This window comes from Bacillus bingmayongensis, assembly GCF_000299035.1.
GTDB lineage: Bacteria > Bacillota > Bacilli > Bacillales > Bacillaceae_G > Bacillus_A > Bacillus_A bingmayongensis.
In genome coordinates this window covers 621241-636444 of sequence record NZ_JH921517.1, presented here as the reverse complement: position 1 = coordinate 636444, position 15204 = coordinate 621241, and the positions used below count along the sequence as shown (strand labels likewise).

13 protein-coding genes are annotated in these 15204 nt (G+C 37.1%); 4 read left to right on the top strand and 9 right to left on the bottom strand.

Going from position 1 to position 15204, the window contains the following annotated elements:
* The first annotated feature begins 74 nt into the window (after window positions 1-74).
* On the top strand, window positions 75-1430 hold the full coding sequence (locus Y7E_RS0110415) for a membrane protein (RefSeq protein WP_017151209.1): 1356 nt from the start codon (window positions 75-77) through the stop codon (window positions 1428-1430).
* Between the two features lie 165 nt (window positions 1431-1595).
* The gene (locus Y7E_RS0110410) at window positions 1596-1850 is read left to right on the top strand and encodes a YbeF family protein (protein WP_017151208.1); all 255 of its coding nucleotides are present in this window, start codon (window positions 1596-1598) and stop codon (window positions 1848-1850) included.
* A gap of 241 nt (window positions 1851-2091) precedes the next feature.
* Here the strand turns inward: Y7E_RS0110410 and Y7E_RS0110405 are convergent, their stop codons facing one another.
* Entirely contained in the window at window positions 2092-2646 is a 555-nt protein-coding gene (locus Y7E_RS0110405; RefSeq protein WP_017151207.1) for a helix-turn-helix domain-containing protein, read from the bottom strand.
* Between the two features lie 115 nt (window positions 2647-2761).
* On the opposite strand from Y7E_RS0110405, the gene Y7E_RS0110400 reads away from it, so the two are divergent.
* Both Y7E_RS0110400 and abc-f read left to right on the top strand, forming a co-directional pair.
* Window positions 2762-3346, top strand: a complete 585-nt coding sequence (locus Y7E_RS0110400; RefSeq protein ID WP_017151206.1) for a LysE family transporter — start codon at window positions 2762-2764, stop codon at window positions 3344-3346.
* Window positions 3347-3976: 630 nt separating this feature from the next.
* Window positions 3977-5605, top strand: a complete 1629-nt coding sequence (gene abc-f, locus Y7E_RS0110395) for a ribosomal protection-like ABC-F family protein (protein ID WP_017151205.1) — start codon at window positions 3977-3979, stop codon at window positions 5603-5605.
* A 74-nt stretch (window positions 5606-5679) separates the two neighbouring features.
* Here abc-f and pyrE read toward each other — a convergent pair whose 3' ends face one another.
* Genes pyrE through pyrB form a run of 8 tightly spaced genes read right to left on the bottom strand, consistent with a single transcriptional unit; the run spans window position 5680 to window position 15193 of the window.
* On the bottom strand, window positions 5680-6312 hold the full coding sequence (gene pyrE, locus Y7E_RS0110390) for an orotate phosphoribosyltransferase (RefSeq protein WP_017151204.1): 633 nt from the start codon (window positions 6310-6312) through the stop codon (window positions 5680-5682).
* Window positions 6309-7025: an orotidine-5'-phosphate decarboxylase gene (pyrF, locus tag Y7E_RS0110385; protein WP_017151203.1), complete on the bottom strand. Its 717-nt coding sequence runs from the start codon at window positions 7023-7025 to the stop codon at window positions 6309-6311. Before pyrF ends, pyrE begins: the two co-directional genes overlap by 4 nt.
* A gap of 2 nt (window positions 7026-7027) precedes the next feature.
* Complete coding sequence (gene pyrD / locus Y7E_RS0110380) at window positions 7028-7939, bottom strand: dihydroorotate oxidase B catalytic subunit (protein ID WP_017151202.1); 912 nt, start codon at window positions 7937-7939, stop codon at window positions 7028-7030.
* Window positions 7936-8715 (bottom strand): dihydroorotate oxidase B electron transfer subunit, encoded by a 780-nt coding sequence (gene pyrK, locus Y7E_RS0110375; protein WP_017151201.1) that lies wholly within the window; start codon window positions 8713-8715, stop codon window positions 7936-7938. The genes pyrD and pyrK overlap by 4 nt, the downstream gene beginning before the upstream one ends.
* Window positions 8712-11930 carry a carbamoyl-phosphate synthase large subunit gene (gene carB / locus Y7E_RS0110370; protein ID WP_017151200.1) on the bottom strand — a complete coding sequence of 1073 codons (3219 nt, stop codon included), beginning with the start codon at window positions 11928-11930 and terminating at the stop codon, window positions 8712-8714. Before carB ends, pyrK begins: the two co-directional genes overlap by 4 nt.
* Window positions 11915-13012, bottom strand: coding sequence for a carbamoyl phosphate synthase small subunit (locus Y7E_RS0110365; protein ID WP_017151199.1), 1098 nt, complete (start codon window positions 13010-13012; stop codon window positions 11915-11917). The genes carB and Y7E_RS0110365 overlap by 16 nt, the downstream gene beginning before the upstream one ends.
* Complete coding sequence (pyrC, locus tag Y7E_RS0110360) at window positions 13009-14295, bottom strand: dihydroorotase (RefSeq protein WP_017151198.1); 1287 nt, start codon at window positions 14293-14295, stop codon at window positions 13009-13011. The genes Y7E_RS0110365 and pyrC overlap by 4 nt, the downstream gene beginning before the upstream one ends.
* The gene (gene pyrB, locus Y7E_RS0110355; protein ID WP_017151197.1) at window positions 14279-15193 is read right to left on the bottom strand and encodes an aspartate carbamoyltransferase; all 915 of its coding nucleotides are present in this window, start codon (window positions 15191-15193) and stop codon (window positions 14279-14281) included. Before pyrB ends, pyrC begins: the two co-directional genes overlap by 17 nt.
* Window positions 15194-15204 lie beyond the last annotated feature (11 nt).

Here is a 15204-nt window from a genome sequence, read left to right as displayed (position 1 = left end):
TTTCTTCCTACACTCACACACTCCCAATCTCTTCATAAACTAAACTACACGAACGCCTAAAGGATGTGAGCATAATGGGAGTAGAATTAACGCTTCTGCACACCCTCTATATTCTTTGTTTACTTACAATTATCACCTTTTTTATTCTCCGAAAAGATACGACAATCATTTGTATTGTTTTTATCTTTTTATTAGCTCTAACCGCAACACATTCTATTCCTCTTGCTGTTAGCGGGATTTTTCAAAGTCTTATCTATGCCATTACCGAACTACTACCAACAATTTTAATCATCTCTATTATTGTTTCGATGAGCAATTTACTCGTGCATACCGGAATAAACGATACGATGATTTCACCATTTACAAAAATGATTCGTACCCCTACTCTTGCCTACTGGATTATCGGTCTCTTAATGATGACGATTTCTTTCTTCTTTTGGCCACCTCCTGCCGTTGCGTTAATGGGAGCAATTTTGTTACCAGTTGCCGTTCGCGTCGGTCTTCCACCAATCGGTGTGGCGATTGCCATGAACTTATTCGGACACGGGATTGCTTTATCTGGGGATTTCGTTATTCAAGGCGCTCCAAAATTAACAGCCGATGCTGCTGGTCTTCCTGTTTCCAGCGTTGTTTCTGCCAGTGTTCTTCTTGTTATCGTTATGGGTGTTGTTACAACCTCTGTCGCCTTTTTCTTCTTACGAAAAGAATTTCAAACATGTTCGCTGCATACAAGCCATGTAGAGTCAACTGCATTATCTAAAACCCTCACTTCTCTTACTCCTCGGGTCAAAAGATGGCTCGCAATTTGTATTCCTATCATTTATGCTATTGATATTCTGTGTATGATTCAATTTCATTTACAAGGAAGTGATGCAACAGCACTTATTGGTGGAACAACGGTTGTAATGATTATCATCATTTCCCTCATTGCATATAGAGGAAAAGGATTTGAAAAAACAACTGATTATTTTATCCAAGGGCTCCAATTTGGCTTTAAAATTTTCGGTCCCGTCATTCCCATTGCTTCACTTTTTTACTTAGGCGACAGCGGTTTTGTCAAAATTATTGGAGACTATTTACCAAAAGGATCGCATGGAATTATTAATGATTTAGGTGTTGCCATTTCACAAACTGTTCCTCTTAATCAATATGTCTCTGCCATTACGTTGACCGGTGTTGGTGTTATCACCGGTTTAGACGGCTCTGGATTCTCTGGTATTTCTCTTGCCGGCTCTATTGCAAATCTTTTTGGAACAGCACTTGGACAAGTAGCTGCCATTTGGACTGGAGGCGGCACCTTAATTCCTTGGGCGCTTATTCCGGCAGCAGCAATTTGTAAAGTAGATCCATTTGAACTTGCACGGCGAAATTTTATACCGGTTGTTATCGGATTATTTGTTACTACAATTTTAGCGATGTTTCTTTTATAACCGTAAGCAAGATTTTCTTTACTTACGGTTTTCTCTTGTGAATTGTTAAAATATACTGATTTCATAAAGGGATTCTAAACCATCTACCGAAATTATATTAGAACAACAATTATTCCAAAACGTTTACGAAAAACATATTACTTCGTAAGAAAAGGGGACATGACCATGAGTGAATTAATTTTCGTCTTATTTATTTGTCCATTGCTTATCTTTATTGTTTCAATAATTGGAACACGTAGAACAAGAACGTATTACGTAATGCCAATTGTAACGTTTGCTATATTTCTAATATTAGGAGTTACATTGTTTACCCCATCCTTTTTCTTTTGGGTTGGCATGTATAGCATTTTCTCATTTATCGTTTCTTATATAACTTTATTATTTGTAAAGGGATATGAAGCTGTAGAGGGAAAATACTAATATTTTTATTTAAGTTCTTTTAAGGCATAGTATTGACAATTAGTAAAAATTCAGGACTTCTATTAGATAGTCCTATTTCTTCATATACAAGTGACCATTACGAAAAAGAAATGATTAATTAAACATTCTCCTATTGAACTCCCCCCACCTCCACTTCGTTTAGAGGAGGGGGTCTTCTCGGTTAAAATGATAAAAAATCGACTTCCTTTATGTTAAGAAAGTCGATTTTTTAGGTTACTTGTTAGCTTGGATAATATATCGTCATACTTAATCGAGTTAATGTTTCTCCAGAATTATAATATGTGTGAGGTCTATCAGCCTTAAATCTGATTGAATCACCGCTTTTTAATTTATATTTGCATTCACTAACATGAATCGTTACTTCTCCATCAAAAACAGTGATAAATTCCTCAGTTCCTTCTCTATGGGAATCAGAACTTAATATCCCTTCTTTTTCAATTTCAACAGAGTAAACTTCAAAGCGTCTATCCTCTTGGAAGGGAAAGTAAGGATAGACTCTATACCTTCCATTGTCTTCAGACAGTACTTGAATTTCATTTCTTAAAACAACTGTCGTATCAGGCTGTGGATTATTTATTAGGGAAGTAAAGGAAATTTTTAATCCATTCGCTATCTTCCAAATCGTTGTAAGAGTTGGACTTGACTCTCCTCTTTCAATTTGTCCTATCATCGTTTTGCTTACTCCACTTAATTGAGAGACCTTTTCCAAACTTAATTTTTCCTTCTCTCTGATAGCTTTTAAATTCTTTGCAAGAATAAGCTGAATTTCCTCCATAAAATCACTCCTATAATATATACATTATAACGACCGTTATGTATAATAAAAAGCACAACGTTATATTGTTCATTTTGGACATTATAACATACACCAGTGAAAGAGAGGTCCAAAAATGCCTTTATTTTCATTTTTGTTATTTGTTTTTATTAGCAGTTTTACTCCAGGTCCCAATAATATCATGGCAATGACATTTGCGAATAAACATGGATTAAAGAAAACATTTACATTTTGTTTAGGAGTAAGTTTTGGATTTTTTGTTCTTACATTATTGTGTAGCTTTTTTAATATTATACTTACAAGTGTTATACCAATCATTGAATTTCCTTTAACCATTTTGGGTGTAGGTTATATGTTATACTTGGCTTTTAAAATACTTACCAGTAAAGAGAATACGGGCGAAAATGATGAAGGTAATAGAAACTTTTTCTTAATAGGTATCTTGTTACAATTTATTAATCCGAAAGGTATTCTTTTTGGGCTTACAGTAGTAACAACCTTTATTCTCCCCTATTACAATTCATATTCCAGCTATCTTCTTTTCTCATTATTTTTAGGAATGGTTGGTTTAATGAGTACGTTTAGTTGGAGTCTATTTGGCTCGGTTTTTCAAAAGCTCTTATTACAATACCGACAACAGTTTAATATAATTATGGCAGTTTTATTGGTATTTAGTGCTTTTTCAATTCTTGTCAAATAGAGTAAATACTTGAACAATGTTATTTAAAAGAAAACAAGTGATTCAATTTAGTCTATTGAGTCACTTGTTTTAGTCAAACTTGAGAGTTATTCAACTATCCTGCTCCATTCGCTTAAGTACCACTCTTCACAATTCCTTCTTTTAATCAACATAACTATCCATTTCGTATTTTGCAAAAAAACACCTTAAAAGTTGCTACAAATGATTTTGGGGAACTTTTTTAGCGTACGATAAAGCTAAATTTTTTGAAACACAAATTCCTTAGCGTACGAAATTTGTGTTTCTTTGATGCTCCCCATTACTATCAAGCTAGGATAAATGTACTTTTTCTTATCTTTCTTTTTTGTACTACAAATAATCTCATTTACTAATACAACATTACCGTGCTACAATATCATTACTAATGCCGGAAAGGATGATGGGTGGACGATGATTAACTAATCTTATTTTTAAATGTTGGAATTTGATATTTCAATTTATAAAAAATAGGATTAGTCTGCCCATTTTCCATAAGAAAGGAACGCTATTTCATACAATAGCTTATTTGGGTATAAATAATATAACGACTAATCCTGCCGAATTTAATTGGGAGGATTTTTTGTTCTCCTTTTAAAGAAAGGAATAGATAATATGAGGGAACTTTTAAAAATAAAAGATGTTTGTGTGGAAATAATGGAAAATACTCTATTAGAACAAATGAACATTACGGTGAAACAAGGAGATATTATCGGCGTCATAGGAAAAAATGGTGCTGGAAAATCCACTTTGCTACAATTAATAAATGGAAAAATAGAACCAACAAAAGGGAAATTAGACTGGCAACAGACGAATGTCACAATGGCATATGTTGAACAAGAAACAGAGGGGTTTACATCTAACGAAATCTCAGCAGTAGAAGCGGAACTTCATGCAAAATGGGGCGTACCAGCAAACGATTTTCATAAGTTAAGTGGTGGCGAAAAGCTTAAAATCCGACTCGCCAAAGGATTTGCGAAAGGAACAAACCTTCTAATACTAGATGAACCGACGAATCATTTAGATGAAAAAAGTACAGAATTTCTTATTGAACAGATAAAAAGCACTAGTGGAACAATTATCGTTGTATCGCATGATCGTTATTTCTTAGATACTGTTGCAACAAGAATTTGGTCGATAGAAGATAAAAAACTAATTGAGCATAAAGGAAATTACACGAGTTATATGCAAGCTCGAGAGCAAAAGAGGCTCACCCAGCAGCGCGAATATGAAAAACAACAAAAAAATATTGAACGTATAGAATCACAAATGAAAGAATTATCATCATGGTCGCAAAAAGCACATGCACAGTCGACAAAAAAAGAGGGTTTTAAAGAATATTATCGTGTCAAAGCAAAGCGAACAGATGCACAAGTAAAGTCGAAACAAAAACGTCTTGAAAAAGAACTTGAAAAGATGAAAACAGACCGTGTCAAGCCGGACCCTATTGTAGAGTTTTCAATTCAAACAAATAAAAAGGTAGGAAAACGTTTTTTAGAAGTAAAACAATTAAAAAAATGTTTTGAGGAACGGACATTATTTGAAAAAGTTAATTTTACAATTCAACATGGTGAAAAGATTGCAATAATGGGTCCTAATGGTTGTGGAAAAACAACATTATTGAAGGTGATTATGGGACATGAAACTGTTGAAGGTGAAGTATGGATTTCACCATCTGCAAATGTTGGTTATTTAACACAAGAAGTATTTGATTTACCTCTTGAAAAAACACCAGAACAATTATTTTATAAAGAGACTTTTGAAGAAAGAGGAAAAGTACAAAGTTTAATGAATCATTTAGGATTTAAATCTTCTCAATGGACAGAACCAATCAAGCACATGAGTATGGGAGAGCGTGTAAAGTGTAAGCTGATGACATATATATTAGATGAAAAAGATGTGCTTATTTTAGATGAGCCAACAAATCACCTTGACTTACCTTCACGTGAACAGCTTGAGAATACATTAGCACAATATAATGGTACACTGCTTGTTGTTTCACATGATCGATACTTCCTTGAAAAAACGACTACCAGCAGATTGGTGTTTTCAAACAATAGCATACAAAAACAGTCGAAAGAAACATCTCAAAAAAGAGATAATCTCGTTGAACTACGTTTAAAGCTTGAAACAGAACGACAAGAAGTTTTAGGAAAACTTAGCTTCCTAACTCCTAAAGATGAAGCATACACGGAACTTGATAAAAGATTTAAAGAACTTACGAAACAAATAAAAGAACTTTAATAAAAGGTAAGACAATATTCATCTATCCCTATTAAAAAACGACCGCGTTTCCCCCCGCGGTCGTTTTTTTATCATTACGCTGTAATCCAAGCCTCATCAGCTGGATTTTTACGCCATTCTTGTAATTTCTTCGTTTCAGCTTGTCCGATCATACCTTTTTCTGCTGCAACTTCAGTTAATGTGCTGTAGTCGCTTAAAGAATATGATACTACGTTTGCTGCTGCTAGTTTTTCTTTTCCTGCTTCAAGCTCGTATGTGAAGATTGATACGATTCCTAATACTTCACAACCTGCTTCACGAAGTGCTTCTACACATGTAATTGCACTACCGCCAGTTGAAATTAAGTCTTCTACTACTACTACTTTTTGACCCTTTTCAGCTTTTCCTTCGATTTGATTTCCTTTACCGTGACCTTTTGCTTTACTACGTACGTAGCACATTGGTAAATCCATACGATCGCTTACCCATGCTGCGTGTGCAATACCAGCAGTTGCTGTTCCTGCAATAACTTCTACAGTTGGGAAGTGTTCTTTAATTAACTCTTCTAATCCAGCTGCAATTGCCTGGCGTACTTTTGGATAAGATAAAGTTAAACGATTATCACAATAAATTGGTGATTTCATACCAGAAGACCAAGTAAATGGATCATTCGGTTGTAAAAATACTGCTCCAATTTCTAATAAATGCGATGCGATTCCCTTTTTCATATTGTTACACCTTCCCACTGTTGTTTTACTGTTTTATACGCTTCAAGCGGATTTTCTGCTTTTGTAATACTACGTCCTACTACGATGTAGCTTGAACCAAGTTCCCTCGCACGTTTCGGTGTTGCCACGCGCACTTGATCATTTACGTCATCACTTGCAAGACGAATCCCCGGTGTTACTGTTACAAATCCAGGTCCACATACTTCACGTAACTTTGGTACTTCTAACGTTGAACATACAACGCCATCAAGTCCACTTTCTTTCGTTAATTTTGCATAATGAGCAACCGCTTCTTCTAACGTTTTCTCAATACCAATCTCTTTTTTCATCATAGCTTCCGAAGTGCTTGTTAGTTGTGTAACTGCAATACAAATCGGTCTCTCTTTTCCTTCTGGCTTACCTTCCTCTAATCCCTCAAGCGCAGCTTTCATCATGCTGCTTCCCCCAGCAGCATGAACATTTACCATATCAACATCTAGACTAGCTAGGCTGCGCATTGCGCTTTTTACTGTATTCGGAATATCATGAAGCTTTAAATCTAGAAAAATTTGATGCCCTTTTTCTTTTAGGTACGTAATAATAGCAGGTCCCTCTTTATAGAATAGCTCCATACCAACTTTGACAAATAACTGTTCCCCTTCAAAATGGCCTAAAAACTGTTCTACCTCTGCCTTACCTGGAAAATCCAGTGCAACGATTAGTGACTGTGACATGATTATTTCCAGCTCCTTCCCTGGCATTCCGAAATGTGTTCAAACCCTAACTCATCTAATAATGCTGGTAATTCTTCAATAATTGTTGGACATACGAACGGATCTACAAAGTTCGCTGTACCAACTGCAACTGCACTTGCGCCAGCGTAGAAGAATTCAATTACATCTTCCGCTGTTTCAATACCGCCCATTCCGATAATTGGAATGTTAACCGCTTGGCTTACTTCATGTACCATACGAATTGCTACTGGCTTAATCGCAGGACCTGATAATCCACCTGTACGGTTTGCTAAAATTGGTTTAGCTGTTTTTAAATCTAGACGCATACCAAGCAATGTATTAATCATCGTTAAACCGTCTGCACCTGCATTTTCAATCGCTTTTGCAATTTCCACAATGTTTGCCACGTTCGGTGACAACTTCACGTATACAGGCACTTCAGAAACCTCTTTTACTCGCTTCGTTAAATCAGCAGCAACTTCAGGATTTGTACCAAAGGCGATACCACCTGTTTTTACGTTTGGACAAGAAATATTTAATTCTAGTGCATGGACATTAGGCGCTTTAGAAATTTCCTTTGCAACCGCTACATAATCCTCAGCTTGTGAACCTGCAACGTTCGCAATAATTGGGAGATCAAATTGTTCTAACCATGGTAATTCAGAATTCATTACTTTTTCTAAACCTGGGTTTTGAAGTCCGATTGCATTTAACATTCCGCCCGGTGTTTCAGCAACACGAGGCGTTGGATTTCCATAGCGTGGTTGTTCTGTCGTCGCTTTAATCATGATTGATCCGAGTACACTTAAATCGTAAAACTGTGCATATTCACGACCAAACCCAAAGCATCCAGATGCCGGTATAATTGGATTTTTTAATGATAATCCCGGTAATTCAACTTGCAATCTGTTCATAGTACAACCTCCCCGATTGGAAATACTGGTCCGTCGCTACACACCTTCTTGTAAGAATGTCCACTTGGATCTTCTTTCAAATGGCATACACATGCGAAACAAGCTCCAATACCACAACCCATACGTTCCTCTAATGAAATATAGGCTTTTCTCTCTTTGTAACGTCCTTCTAATGCACGAAGCATCGCTAAAGGTCCACATGAATATAAAATGTCAAAGTCGATTCCATAATTATCGATTACATCTGTTACAAATCCTTTTGTACCATGTGTACCATCGACTGTTGCAACGTACGTATCACCAAGTTCTGCAAATTTTTCTTCATAGAAAACAACATCTTTCGTTTGAAAACCTAAGATGTGAATCACACGTACACCTTTTGCAACGAGGCGCTGTGATAATTCATAAAGTGGTGGTACACCAATTCCCCCGCCTACTAATAAAGCTGTTTGTCCAGCTTCTGCTTCTTCTACAGGAAATCCATGGCCTAATGGTCCTAATACGTCTACCATTTCACCCTGTTTTCTAGTCGCTAATGTTTTTGTCCCTTGTCCCTCCGCACGATATAGCATTGTAAATTCGTTCTTCTCTTGATCTACATTACAAATACTAATTGGGCGGCGCAGAAGGGGCGCAATGCCCTCTGCTACCTTAATGTGTACAAACTGCCCTGGTTCGTTCATTTGCTGTACTAAAGTTCCTTGAAGCACTAATTCGTAAATGTTTTTTGCGATTTCTTTTTGATTAACGACGATCATATTTTGCTTTTGCATCATGCATGTACCACCTCGTGACGCTTTGTTTGCGTAATTTCTTTCATTGAATGAGCTGAGAATGTCATAGATTCTAATACTCGTAAGATTGCTCTTGTTGTATCAAGTGATGTTAAGCAAGCCACACCATTTTCTACTGATTCACGGCGAATGCGGAAACCATCACGCGCTGGTTGTTTTCCTTTTGTTAATGTATTGATTACAAACTGTGCTTTTCCTTGACGGATAATATCAAGTAAGTTGTAGTCTTCAGAATCAATTTTGTTTACAACTTGCACTGGAATATTTTTCTCTGTTAAGGATTTTGCTGTTCCCGCTGTTGCTAATAAGTTATAGCCGATTTCGTGGAAACGTTTTGCAATTTCCATCGCTTCTTCTTTATCTTTATCCGCTACAGTAATGATTACTGATCCGTGCGTTGGAATGTTAATTCCAGAAGCAACTAGCCCTTTGTATAATGCTTTTTCAAGTGTTAAGTCTTTACCCATTACTTCCCCTGTTGATTTCATTTCAGGTCCTAATGTTGTATCAACTGAGCGTAGTTTCGCAAACGAGAATACTGGAGCTTTCACATACACTTCCTTCTCTTCTGGGTGATATCCAGTTCCATATCCTTGTTCTACAAGGTTTTGACCTAAAATAACTTTCGTTGCAACATTCGCCATCGGTACGCCTGTAATTTTACTTAAGAATGGTACTGTACGGCTCGCACGTGGATTTACTTCAATTACATACACTTGATCTTTGAATACTACAAACTGGATATTTAGTAATCCAACAATATTCAAACCTTTTCCAAGTGCAATTGTATGTTCAATAATTTGTTCTTTTAGTTTCTCAGATAAGCTTTGTGGTGGATATACTCCAATTGAATCCCCAGAGTGAACTCCAGCGCGCTCAATATGTTCCATAATACCTGGAATAAATACATTCTCACCATCTGAAATTGCATCTACTTCAATTTCTTTACCAACCATATAACGGTCGATTAATACTGGGTGATCCGCATGAACTTTAACTGCATTTTTCATGTAGTGCAGTAGTTCTTCTTGACGATATACGATTTCCATCGCACGTCCGCCTAGTACGTAAGACGGTCTTACTAATACTGGGTAACCAATTTCTTCAGCGATTGCTACCGCTTGTTCTACAGTTGTTGCTGTTTTACCAACTGGTTGTGGGATACCTAGTTGTGTTAATGCAGCTTCGAATTTATCACGATCTTCTGCACGGTCTAAATCCTCAAGTGATGTTCCTAAAATTTTCACACCGTGTTCTTCTAACTTCGCCGCTAAGTTAATTGCCGTTTGTCCACCGAACTGAACGATAACACCTTCTGGCTGTTCTAAATCAATGATGTGCATTACATCTTCGATTGTTAATGGTTCAAAGTATAATTTGTCAGAAATACTGAAGTCTGTTGAAACAGTTTCTGGATTGTTGTTAATGATGATTGCTTCATATCCAGCCTCTTTAATTGCCCATACTGAGTGAACTGTTGCGTAGTCAAACTCCACACCTTGACCGATACGGATTGGACCAGATCCTAGTACAACTACACTTTTACGATCTGTTACAATTGATTCATTCTCATCACCATATGTGCTGTAGTAGTAAGGTGTTGCAGATTCAAACTCTGCCGCACAAGTATCTACCATTTTGAATACTGGTGTCATATTATTTTCTTTACGCATATCGTAAATTTCGCGCTCAGTTTTATTCCAAGCAGCTGCAATGTAGTGATCACTAAAGCCCATTTCTTTCGCAGATTGTAATACTTCCTTATTTCCTACATTCGCTTTTACTTCGCGTTCCATGTTTACGATGTTTTCAACTTTTTGTAAGAAGAAGAAGTCCATTTCACACCAAGAGTTGATTTCTTCTTTCGTTACACCTTGGCGAATCGCTTCTGCTACAACGAACAGTCGCTCATCATCCGCTTTAATAATGCGTTTTTTCATCGTTTCTTTGTCAAGCTCTTTTAAGTGATCTAACTCTAGGTGGTAAATACCAAGCTCTAAAGAGCGAACTGCTTTTAATAGTGATTCCTCTAAGTTACGTCCGATTGACATAACTTCACCAGTTGCCTTCATCTGTGTACCAAGCGTTCTGTTCGCTGATTCAAACTTATCAAATGGCCAACGTGGAATTTTTGAAACAACATAGTCTAATGCTGGCTCGAAGCAAGCATATGTTTTTTGTGTTACTGGGTTTACAATTTCATCTAATGTTAAGCCGACTGCAATTTTCGCTGCTAATTTCGCAATTGGATATCCAGTTGCTTTAGATGCTAGTGCAGATGAACGACTTACACGTGGGTTTACTTCGATTACATAGTATTGGAAGCTATGTGGATCAAGTGCAAGCTGAACGTTACATCCACCTTCAATTCCTAATGCACGAATGATTCGTAATGATGTGTTACGTAACATTTGATATTCACGGTCACTTAACGTTTGGCTCGGTGCTACAACGATAGAATCACCTGTGTGAACCCCAACTGGGTCGATATTTTCCATGTTACATACTACGATTGCGTTATCATTTGAATCACGCATTACTTCATATTCAATTTCCTTACAGCCAGCAATACTTTTCTCTAATAAACATTGTGTTACTGGGCTATGTTTTAAACCACTTGTTACGATTTCAATTAACTCTTCTTCGTTATGGCAAATACCGCCGCCAGTTCCTCCTAATGTGAATGCTGGACGAACAATTACTGGATAACCGATTTCTTTTACGAATTCATATGCTTCATCAAGGTTATGAATAATTTCACTTGGTGGTGTTGGTTCATTTAAATCTTGCATTAAGGTACGGAATAAATCACGATCTTCCGCTTGCTCGATTGCTGATAATTTTGTTCCTAAAATTTCAACTCCGCACTCGTCAAGTACGCCTGATTTTGCAAGTTCAACAGCCATGTTTAAACCTGTTTGACCACCTAATGTTGGTAAGATTGCATCTGGACGTTCTTTACGAATAATACGGCTTACGAATTCTAATGTTAATGGCTCAATGTATACTTTATCTGCTGTTGCAGTATCCGTCATAATTGTTGCTGGGTTAGAGTTAACAAGGATTACTTTGTAACCTTCCTCTTTAAGAGATTGACAAGCTTGTGTACCAGAGTAGTCAAACTCCGCTGCTTGCCCAATTACAATTGGTCCTGATCCGATTACTAAAATTGTGTTAATGTCTAGGCGTTTTGGCATAACTCTTCCCCTTCTTTCTTGAAGTTTTCAATCATTGCTAAGAAATCTTCGAATAAATCATTTGCATCTTCTGGTCCTGCTGAAGCTTCTGGATGGTATTGTACTGTAAATGCTGGGAACTTCGTATGACGAAGCCCTTCTACTGTTCCATCATTTAAAGCAACATGTGTAATTTCAAGCTCTGTATTTTTAACTGATTCTTCTTCTACTGCATAACCATGGTTTTGAGATGTAATTGCTACTTTTCCAGTTGCAAGATGTTTTACTGGATGATTTAAACCACGGTGACCGAATTTCAACTTACTTGTATTCGCACCAGATGCTAGAGCAAACAATTGATGTCCTAGGCAAATCCCGAATAAAGGAACTTTACCGATAATGTCTTTTAACATTTCGATTGCTTCTGGTACATCTTTTGGATCTCCAGGCCCATTACTTAACATAATTCCATCTGGGCTAAGGCGTAAAATTTCTTCTGCTGATGTATTGTAGGGCACAACGATTACATCACAGTCACGTTTATTTAGTTCGCGCAAAATACCGTGCTTCATTCCAAAGTCCACAAGTACAACGCGGTAGCCACGGCCTGGGCTTGGATATGGATCTTTTGTTGATACGCGTTTTACATGATCTGTAAAGACTGTTGCTTTTAATTGACTTACGATATAGTCTACATCTGCATCCATGTTACAAAGACGTCCGCGTAATGTTCCATATTGACGAATTTTTCGTGTTAATTTTCTAGTATCAATTCCTGCAAGTCCTGGAATGTTTCTTCCTTTTAAATACTCATCTAATGAAATTTCATTACGGAAGTTCGATGGGTGATCACAAATTTCATTTACGATTAAGCCGTGTACAGATGGCTGAATCGATTCAAAGTCGTCACGGTTAATTCCGTAGTTTCCGATTAATGGGTACGTAAATGTTACAATTTGACCGCAGTATGATGGATCAGATAATGTTTCTTGGTATCCTGTCATTCCTGTTGTAAATACGACCTCACCTGATTTTTCAATTTCTCCGCCGAAACCTTTTCCAATTAATACTGTTCCATCTTCTAAGATAAGCTGTCTTTTCATACTAATGCACTCTCCTTTTGCCATGCGATCTTACCGCCAACTACTGTCATAACCGGCCATCCTTGGCATTTCCAACCTGCGAATGGTGTGTTCTTTCCTTTTGATAAGAATGTTGTTGGATCAATCTCTTCTTCTTGTTCTAAATCAATAATTGTAATATCAGCGGCTCTTCCTTCTTTCAGGCGCCCTGCTTCTAAACCAAATGTATCTGCTGGCTTTTCTGTTAAAAATTGAATCAATTGTTCTAATGTGATAATTCCTTTTTTCACAAGGTTTGTATATAGTAATGGGAATGCTGTTTCAAAACCAGTAATTCCAAATGGTGCTCTTTCAATACCTTGTGCTTTTTCTTCTGCTGCATGTGGTGCATGATCTGTTGCGATTATATCGATTGTTCCATCTAATAATCCTTCAATTAATGCTTCGTGGTCTTCTTTTCCTCGAAGTGGCGGATTCATTTTAAAGTTTGGATCAACTGATGGAATATCATCTTCACATAATACTAAGTGGTGCGGTGTTACTTCTGCTGTTACTTTAATTCCAGCACGCTTTGCATCACGAATCACTCGTACAGATCCTTTTGTACTTACGTGACATACGTGATAGTGGCAATCTGCTGCTTCTGCAAGTAAAATGTCCCGGGCAATATGTACAGATTCACATACTGATGGGATACCGTTTAATCCGTGTTCCTTAGAAAACTTCCCTTCATGTACACAACCTTTATTAATCAGTGTATTTTCTTCACAGTGTGCAACGACTGCCATATTTAATTTTGCCGCACGTTTCATAGCTGCTAGCATCATGCTTGCATCTTGTACGCCTACTCCATCATCAGTAAACGCGAATGCTCCAAGTTCTTTTAATGTTTCAAAGTCTGTCATTTCAGAACCTGCTTGGCGTATTGTAATTGCGCCATATGGCAGTACATTTACATGTGCTTTTTCTTTAATTCTCTTTTGCAAGTCTTCCATATGTTCTTTGCTGTCTGGTACTGGGCGTGTATTTGGCATTGCGCAAATTGTTGTAAAACCACCTTTTGCTGCTGCAAGTGTACCAGTTTCAATTGTTTCTTTATGTTCACCACCTGGTTCGCGAAGATGAACGTGTACATCTACTAATCCAGGTGCGATTAATTTTCCGTTTACATCGATTACTTCAGCATTATCTGCCGTAATATTTTCTGCTACTTTCGCAATTTTACCATCTTGTATAAGAAGATCTGTTGCTACGATTTTTCCTTCTTCATTTAGATAACGTCCGTTTTTAAACAAATAATTCATGTTTCATTCCTCCTAATACATTTGGTAATGCGCGTTTTAATACAGCCATTCTTACGTAAACTCCATTTTCCATCTGTTTGAATATACGAGAACGCTCACACTCAACGAGTTCACTCGCAATTTCTACATTGCGGTTTACAGGAGCTGGATGCATAATAATGCTTCCTTGTTTCATACGTTTTTCTCGTTCAATTGTTAAACCGTGCTGCTCATGATATTCTTTCATGATGTCTGTTTCATAATGATCATGACGCTCATGTTGCACACGAAGTAACATCATCACATCAACTTCTGGAACAAGTTCATCTAAGCTTTTGTATGTTCCGAATGTGTTTGTTTCATCTCTCCACTCTTCTGGGCTAGCAAAGTAAATTGTTGCTCCTAGTTTCGTTAATGCTTCAGCATTAGAGCGTGCTACTCGACTGTGGCGGATGTCTCCTACGATTGCAATCTTTAATCCTTCAAATCTTCCAAACTCTTGTTTAATTGTTAAAAGATCTAACAGACATTGCGTTGGGTGATTTCCACATCCATCGCCAGCATTTAGAATTGGAATATTTACTTTATCTTTTAGCTCATCGAAGTAGCGATCTTGCTGATGGCGGATGACTACTGCTTTTGTTCCGATTGATTCTAGTGTTCTTATCGTATCGTATAATGTTTCTCCTTTTTGTACGCTAGATGAATCTGCTGAGAAGTTTAACACATCTAGTCCTAATCTCTTCTCAGCAACTTCAAAGCTAAACTTTGTTCTCGTACTATTTTCAAAGAACAAGTTCGCTACAAATGTTTGCTCTGTTATTTTTTTACCTCTTCCATTTGCGAAATCTTCTGCGTCTTTTAGGATTTCTGAAATCTCTTCTTTCGATAATTCACTCATCGTTAACAAATGGCTCATTGTCATCCCTC

What these genes read in the sequence shown, in the direction of transcription:
- Y7E_RS0110415 (WP_017151209.1), top strand. Translation starts at nt 75, where the DNA reads ATGGGAGTAGAATTAACGCTTCTGCACACCCTCTATATTCTTTGTTTA.
- Y7E_RS0110410 (WP_017151208.1), top strand. Translation starts at nt 1,596, where the DNA reads ATGAGTGAATTAATTTTCGTCTTATTTATTTGTCCATTGCTTATCTTT.
- Y7E_RS0110405 (WP_017151207.1), bottom strand. Translation starts at nt 2,646, where the DNA reads ATGGAGGAAATTCAGCTTATTCTTGCAAAGAATTTAAAAGCTATCAGA.
- Y7E_RS0110400 (WP_017151206.1), top strand. Translation starts at nt 2,762, where the DNA reads ATGCCTTTATTTTCATTTTTGTTATTTGTTTTTATTAGCAGTTTTACT.
- abc-f (WP_017151205.1), top strand. Translation starts at nt 3,977, where the DNA reads ATGAGGGAACTTTTAAAAATAAAAGATGTTTGTGTGGAAATAATGGAA.
- pyrE (WP_017151204.1), bottom strand. Translation starts at nt 6,312, where the DNA reads ATGAAAAAGGGAATCGCATCGCATTTATTAGAAATTGGAGCAGTATTT.
- pyrF (WP_017151203.1), bottom strand. Translation starts at nt 7,025, where the DNA reads ATGTCACAGTCACTAATCGTTGCACTGGATTTTCCAGGTAAGGCAGAG.
- pyrD (WP_017151202.1), bottom strand. Translation starts at nt 7,939, where the DNA reads ATGAACAGATTGCAAGTTGAATTACCGGGATTATCATTAAAAAATCCA.
- pyrK (WP_017151201.1), bottom strand. Translation starts at nt 8,715, where the DNA reads ATGATGCAAAAGCAAAATATGATCGTCGTTAATCAAAAAGAAATCGCA.
- carB (WP_017151200.1), bottom strand. Translation starts at nt 11,930, where the DNA reads ATGCCAAAACGCCTAGACATTAACACAATTTTAGTAATCGGATCAGGA.
- Y7E_RS0110365 (WP_017151199.1), bottom strand. Translation starts at nt 13,012, where the DNA reads ATGAAAAGACAGCTTATCTTAGAAGATGGAACAGTATTAATTGGAAAA.
- pyrC (WP_017151198.1), bottom strand. Translation starts at nt 14,295, where the DNA reads ATGAATTATTTGTTTAAAAACGGACGTTATCTAAATGAAGAAGGAAAA.
- pyrB (WP_017151197.1), bottom strand. Translation starts at nt 15,193, where the DNA reads ATGAGCCATTTGTTAACGATGAGTGAATTATCGAAAGAAGAGATTTCA.